Raw genomic sequence first — 6227 nt, 5'->3', positions numbered from 1 at the left:
CAGCCTGCGGCAGCTCCTACGGCTGTTTTATTACGGCATATTGATGATGACTTCTTCCTGCCACTTCTGCGGCAGCGCCTTGGAGGTTTTTTCCCACGCATCCGCGTCTTTGATCGGCGTGACTTTTTTGTACTGCTCGTTAGGCAGCAGCTTGGCCTTGACCTCTTCCGGCAGCGTCAAATGCTCGGCGCGAATCGGACGGGCGTTGCCTTTTGCCAGGTTGATCTGGCCAGCGTCGCTGAAGATGTATTCGCGGGCCAGCTTGGCGGCGTTCGGGTGCTTGGCGTATTTGTTGATGATGGTGGTGTAGCCGGAAATTACCGAGCCATCGGAAGGAATCAGCACGGTGTAGTCATCCGGATTCGCCATCTTGGCCTTGTAGCTCAGGCCGTTGAAGTCCCAGACCACGCCGACTTCGATTTCACCCTTTTCCATGGTGGCGATCGTCGGGTTGGCCATCGACAGGCGGCCTTGCTTGGCGATGTCGGCGAACAGCGCCAGGGCTGGCTGAATGTTTTTCTCGTCACCACCGTTGGCGAGGGCTGCGGCCAGTACACCGTTGGCAGCCTGGGCTGCGGTGCTCACGTCACCGATAGAGACTTTGTACTTGCCGGTCTTGAGGTCGGCCCATTTGGTCGGTGCTTCGGAACCGTGCAGCAGTTTTTTGTTAACGATGAATGCGATGGTGCCGGTGTAGGCCAGCGCCCAGTTACCGTCCTTGTCCTTGGCCCAATCCGGAACCTGTGCCCAGGTGGTGGGTTTATAAGGTTGCACCACGCCTTGCTTGACCGAGATCGGGCCGAAGGCGGCACCGACGTCGCCGATGTCGGCCGTGGCGTTGTCTTTTTCGGCGGCGAACTTGGCGATTTCCTGGGCCGAGCTCATGTCGGTGTCGATGTGTTTCAGGCCGTATTTCTTGGCCAGGTCTTCCCAGGTGCCTTTCCAGTTGGCCCAGTCATCGGGCATGCCGACGCTGTTGACTGCGCCTTCCGCTTTCGCAGCGGCTTCGAGTGTTTTCAGATCGGTATCCGCCGCCATGGCGGCAGTGCACAGGGCAATGGTCGAGCCTAACAGTGATGCCAGGAAAAACTGTTTCATCCGAAGCTCCTTTGGGCGTTTTCAACGCTGCGATTGCGGTTGTGTTGGTCTAGGTCAGCAATACCTGAGCCAATTTAGGCGTCCTGGATGACATTTTGATGTCGACGACCGGTCGGCCTGAATTTTCTGCGCTCCGATACGCGGGGTGCGAGATAAGCGTAGACCATGGCTAAAGGGCTGATATGAAAGGGACTTGGCCATAAAATTGCAGGTGTCTGAAGCAACCGTTCGGCGGCTTTGTCATCTGTCAGTCATCTGCAGTGCCTAGGCTTGCAGGCAATTGATGGAGCCCGGTTTCAATCGCGGTTCTGCCCTGAATCAGTGCTGGTCTAGTCCAGATAGGTAACGTTGATGCGCATCGAGACAACCAAAGCGGTGACAGCGATCGGGCAGGTTCTGCAAGAACAGCTCGACCACGGCCTGTTGGCGCCCGGGAGCAAGTTACCGGCCGAGCGCAAGCTCAGTGAGTTGTTCGGTACCACGCGGATTACCGTGCGTGAGGCTTTGTTGCAGTTGGAGGCCCAGGGCCAGATTTATCGCGAAGAGCGACGCGGCTGGTTCGTGTCGCCACCGCGACTGGCTTATAACCTGATGCAGCGCAGCCACTTTCACGCGATGGTCAGCGCCCAGGGGCGAGTGCCGTCCACCGAGGTGATTTCCGCGCGTTTGCAACCGGCATCGGCAGCAGTGTGTGCCTGGTTGCAGTTGCCGGCGCTGTCGAGCGTGATCCAGATCTGCCGCTCGCGACGGATTGACGGGCGATTGGTGCTGTATGTGGAGCACTACCTGAACCCGCAGTATTTTCCGGGGATTCTGGATTTCGATCTGAATCAGTCGATGACCGAACTGTATGCGCGGCATTACGACTTGCACTACGGGCGGGTGCGCTTCGAGATCGTGCCGACCGCGCTGTCGGTGGACGCGGCGGCAGCTTTACGGGTGTCGGTGGGCAGCCCGGGGTTGCGGATTGCCCGGGTCAACTACGATCAGCATCAGCGGCTGATCGATTGTGACCTGGAGTTTTGGCGCCATGATGCGATTCATGTCGGGGTGGATGTGGTCTGAATCCACGCTGCGCCTGCACACGATATTTCCCGCCTACGCAGATTGTTCGCCACCGGGGGTGATTACCTGAATGCTCATGCGCGGTGTCGCCAGATCCAGCCCGGCCTCATCCAGATGCCGCTTGAGCGACAGGTTGAACGCCCGGGACACTTCCCATTGCTTGATTGGCGCGGTCTTGAAGCGCGCGCGCAGAATCGCATTGCCGGACTCGAAACTTTCGACCCCCTGAATCTCCAGCGGCGACCAGATGTTTCGCCGTTGCAGCGGGTCGGTGCGCATTTTCTGGCCGACGTCGCGCATCAGTTTGATCGCTTCGTCGATGTCCATGTTCGAGGGCACCGCCACCCGGAAGATCGCGTAGCCGAACTCCCGGGAGTAGTTCTTGATGCTTTTGATTTCGCTGAACGGGATGGTGTGGACGATGCCGTCGATGTCCCGCAGGCGCACGGTGCGGATGGTCAGGCCTTCGACCGTGCCCAGGTGGCCACCGACGTCCACGTAGTCGTCGATGGCCAGGGAGTCTTCGATGATGATGAACAGCCCGGTGATCAAGTCGGCCACCAGCGATTGCGCGCCGAAACCGATGGCCAGGCCGATGACACCGGCACCGGCCAGCAGTGGCGTGACGTTCATGCCCATGTTCGCCAGGGCGACGATCAGCGCAATGATGAAAATCGCCACGAACAGCACGTTGCGGATCAGCGGCATCATCGTCTGCGCCCGGGCGTTGGCCAGGCCTTTGCGTGAGCGGGTGAGGGCGTGATGCACGACGGTGTCGCTGAGGATCCAGATCAGCCAGGCAAAAATCAGCGTGCCGCCGAGGCTGAACAGTTTGACGCTGACTTCATGGCCTTCGCCTTCGGTGAAGCGGATCAGCGACATGCCCCAGACCCGCAGGCCGAGTTCGATGAACGCCAGCCACACCAGCAGATGGGCGAGGGTGTAGAAGAAGTTTTTCAGGCGATCCGAATACAGCGCATGGCGCTTGGGGCCGCGTTGTGGCTTGAGTGAATGACGGCGCACCAGCCCGTTGATGACCATGCACAACACCAGCAGCACGGTGCAGATCAGCGACTGACGCAAGGCGGTGCTGGTGTCGCCGGCGGAGATGAAGGTGGCGAACAGTGAGATGCCCACCAGCACCAGCGCCGGCAGATACCAGAAGGTCCCGAGGATTTCGATGGTGTCGCTCAAGGCTCGGCGGGTCAGGCGCCGGGACAGCGGTTGGTTGCGGATCAGGTGTGCGATGGGCCGCCGGAAACGCAGAATGAAAAAACCTGTGAAAATCGCCGCAAGCACGTTGGCGAACGTCGCCGCCGTGTGGGCCAGATGGCTGCCGAGGCTGGCGATCAGGCGCGGGTCGTTCAGGGCTTCACCGAAGGCGGCGAAACTGCCGATCAGCCACAACGGGCGAAAGGCCTGATGCCGCAGGATGTACAAGGCGCGATGGCGATGCGGGCCATCGAGCAGAGAAAACGCGATCACGCAGATCGCCGAGAAGCAGGTGCCGACCACCAGCGCATAGGCCAGCACCATGGCCAGGCTTTTGCCCAGTGACGAAGGCAGCGCGTAGGTCATGTAAACCGTCATGACCAAGGCGATCATCCACGGCCCGAGTTTGCGCAAGGCAAAGCGCAGCATGTCCAGCGCCTTGGGGTGTTGCGGCAGTTCTTCGGTGAGGCCGAAGCGCATGCGCACCCGGTGGCCGAGCCAGATCAGGGCGGCGGCCAGCAAGCTCCAGACCATCAGGATCATGGCGAAGGCAAAGATGATCGGCAGCCATTCATTGGCCGGCAGCATGAGTGCCACCAGTTCATCCTTGGCCAGGTCGACTTCTTCAGACCAGCGTGTGAGGGGGCTGTCGGCGCCGGAAAATTGCTTTTCGAAACTGGCCAGGGTGCCGCCGATCAGGCCCAGCACGCCTTCTTCGGTGGTCGGTTGGGCTTTTTGGGTGACGTCGCGTAGCTTCTTCAGGTCCGCCAGGAGTTTGGTTCGCTGCTGATCGTTTTCCAGCGACTTGATGACTTCGTCCAGCGACTGCCCCAGTGGCGCTTGGGCTTGCAGCTGGGTTTTCGCCGAGCCGTTGAGCAGCCCCGGCAAGCCGACCGCCTGGGCAGGCGCCATCGGCAGCAGCGTCATCAGGCAGACAAGGAACAAACACGGCAGGGCAAAAAGACGAGCGAACACTAGGCAGTCAACCTCGGATGAGCGAATCGGCCGAGTGTACGAGCCCCTCAAAATCAATGCGAGCCGGGCGTAAGGATTTATTCGTTGAGTTTGGCGAGGATCTTGTAGATCACGGTGGCGAGGATCATCAGCATGCCGACCCACATCGCGAACACGCCGGCGTTCTTGTCGCGAAAGTTGAAGCCGATGGCCAACATGATCATCCCGGAAAGAATCGGGACCAGCATGGCGTGAAACGAAGACATCGAGATCATGGTGACAGCCTTGTCGGAGGGGTTACTGCAAGTCTAGGCGGCTTTCGGACGGGCGTTGGTGATGTGTGGCAGGAATGGATCGCAAGATCATTGTGGCGAGGGAGCTTGCTCCCTCGCCACAAAAGTTGCCTTTTAATCACAAGGGTTATGGCAATTCCAGGCAGGCGTAAAACGCGCTCAGCACTTTGACCAGGTGTGCCAGGTCATGGCTGCCGCACAGCTCGCGGATGGAGTGCATGGCGAATGTCGGCAGGCCGATGTCCACGGTGCGCACGCCCAGGTGACTGGCGGTGATCGGGCCGATGGTCGAGCCGCAGCCCATGTCGCTGCGCACCACGAAGCTCTGCACCGGCACTTCTTCGGCCATGCACAAATGACGGAAGAACCCGGCGGTTTCGCTGTTGGTGGCGTAGCGCTGGTTGCTGTTGACCTTGATTACCGGGCCGGCGTTGAGTTTCGGGCCGTGGTTGGCATCGTGCTTGTCGGCGTAGTTCGGGTGCACGCCGTGGGCGTTGTCGGCCGAGACCAGCAGGGATTTCTGAATGGTCCGTACGAATTCATCCCCTTCGGGCAATAGACGACGCAGGGTTTGCTCAAGCATCGGACCGTCGGCGCCACAGGCCGAGCAGGAACCGACTTCTTCGTGATCGTTGCAGACCAGCACGCAGGTTTCGTCGGTCTCGGTTGTCAGCAACGCCTGCAGGCCGGCGTAGCACGACAACAGGTTGTCCAGGCGAGCGCCAGCGATGAAATCGCCATGCAGGCCGATGACCGCGGCGCTTTGGGTGTCGTAGAAACTCAGCTCGTAATCGAGCACCACGTCGGCGTTCAGGCCATGTTCGCGGGCCAACTGATCGGTGAGCACGGCGCGGAAGTCCACACGCTCGTCACCGGCGAATTGCGCGAGAATCGGCGGCAGCTCGGTCTGGGCATTGATCGCCCAGCCCATGTTGGCTTCACGGTTGAGGTGAATGGCCAGGTTCGGAATGATCGCGATGGGTGCCTTGAAGTCGATCAACTGGCTCTCGACCTTGCCATCACGGCGGAAGGTCACGCGGCCGGCCAAAGACAGATCGCGGTCGAACCACGGCGCCAGCAGCGCACCGCCATAGACTTCGACGCCCAGTTGCCAGAAGCCCTGGCGTTGCAGTTCCGGCTGGGGTTTGACCCGCAGGCACGGGCTGTCGGTGTGCGCGCCGACCAGGCGAATGCCGCGGTGCAGGGGCGAATGACGGCCCATTTTGAACGCGACGATCGAAGAGTCGTTACGGGTGACGTAGTAACGGCCATTGGCTTCGGTGGTCCACGGCTCGCGCTCGTCGAGGCGCACAAAACCGGCCGCTTCCAGACGCTGGACAAGGCTGGCGGTGGCATGGAACGGGGTAGGGGAGGCCTTGAGGAAGTCGATCAGGCCTTGGTTCAACTCTTCGCGCATAAGAAGCTCCAGACAGCAGTGGCGCCAGTTTAACGTATTGAAAGCGCAAAGTGCGGCGGGTGAAGGGCTGCTGTCGAACGCGGTTACTGTGGCGAGGGAGCTTGCTCCCGCTCGGCTGCGTAGCAGCCGCAAATCCTGCTCGTGCGGTGTGCCCGACAGAATACGGTCGCTGGGCTTGGGAGCGCTTC

The 6227-nt window shown here is 60.5% G+C and carries 5 protein-coding genes; 1 reads left to right on the top strand and 4 read right to left on the bottom strand.

Features of this window, described 5'->3' with window-relative positions; all coding sequences use genetic code 11:
• Window positions 1-30 precede the first annotated feature (30 nt).
• The gene (locus PMI21_RS05330) at window positions 31-1098 is read right to left on the bottom strand and encodes an ABC transporter substrate-binding protein (RefSeq protein WP_007940852.1); all 1068 of its coding nucleotides are present in this window, start codon (window positions 1096-1098) and stop codon (window positions 31-33) included.
• 351 nt (window positions 1099-1449) lie between these two features.
• Here PMI21_RS05330 and PMI21_RS05335 point away from each other — a divergent pair, with 351 nt between their 5' ends.
• On the top strand, window positions 1450-2163 hold the full coding sequence (locus tag PMI21_RS05335; protein ID WP_007940851.1) for a UTRA domain-containing protein: 714 nt from the start codon (window positions 1450-1452) through the stop codon (window positions 2161-2163).
• 33 nt (window positions 2164-2196) lie between these two features.
• On the opposite strand, the gene PMI21_RS05340 is transcribed toward PMI21_RS05335, so the two are convergent.
• The 3 genes from PMI21_RS05340 to PMI21_RS05345 form a co-directional block, all read right to left on the bottom strand.
• Window positions 2197-4350, bottom strand: a complete 2154-nt coding sequence (locus PMI21_RS05340) for a mechanosensitive ion channel family protein (RefSeq protein WP_007940849.1) — start codon at window positions 4348-4350, stop codon at window positions 2197-2199.
• Window positions 4351-4427: 77 nt separating this feature from the next.
• Window positions 4428-4604 (bottom strand): hypothetical protein, encoded by a 177-nt coding sequence (locus PMI21_RS29755; RefSeq protein WP_007940848.1) that lies wholly within the window; start codon window positions 4602-4604, stop codon window positions 4428-4430.
• A gap of 145 nt (window positions 4605-4749) precedes the next feature.
• The gene (locus PMI21_RS05345) at window positions 4750-6039 is read right to left on the bottom strand and encodes a M18 family aminopeptidase (RefSeq protein WP_007940847.1); all 1290 of its coding nucleotides are present in this window, start codon (window positions 6037-6039) and stop codon (window positions 4750-4752) included.
• Window positions 6040-6227 lie beyond the last annotated feature (188 nt).

Origin of the sequence: Pseudomonas sp. GM18 (assembly GCF_000282195.1) — a bacterium.
Lineage (GTDB): Bacteria > Pseudomonadota > Gammaproteobacteria > Pseudomonadales > Pseudomonadaceae > Aquipseudomonas.
This window is presented reverse-complemented; position numbering and strand designations above follow the sequence as displayed.

What these genes read in the sequence shown, in the direction of transcription:
- PMI21_RS05330 (WP_007940852.1), bottom strand. Translation starts at nt 1,098, where the DNA reads ATGAAACAGTTTTTCCTGGCATCACTGTTAGGCTCGACCATTGCCCTG.
- PMI21_RS05335 (WP_007940851.1), top strand. Translation starts at nt 1,450, where the DNA reads ATGCGCATCGAGACAACCAAAGCGGTGACAGCGATCGGGCAGGTTCTG.
- PMI21_RS05345 (WP_007940847.1), bottom strand. Translation starts at nt 6,039, where the DNA reads ATGCGCGAAGAGTTGAACCAAGGCCTGATCGACTTCCTCAAGGCCTCC.
- PMI21_RS29755 (WP_007940848.1), bottom strand. Translation starts at nt 4,604, where the DNA reads ATGATCTCGATGTCTTCGTTTCACGCCATGCTGGTCCCGATTCTTTCC.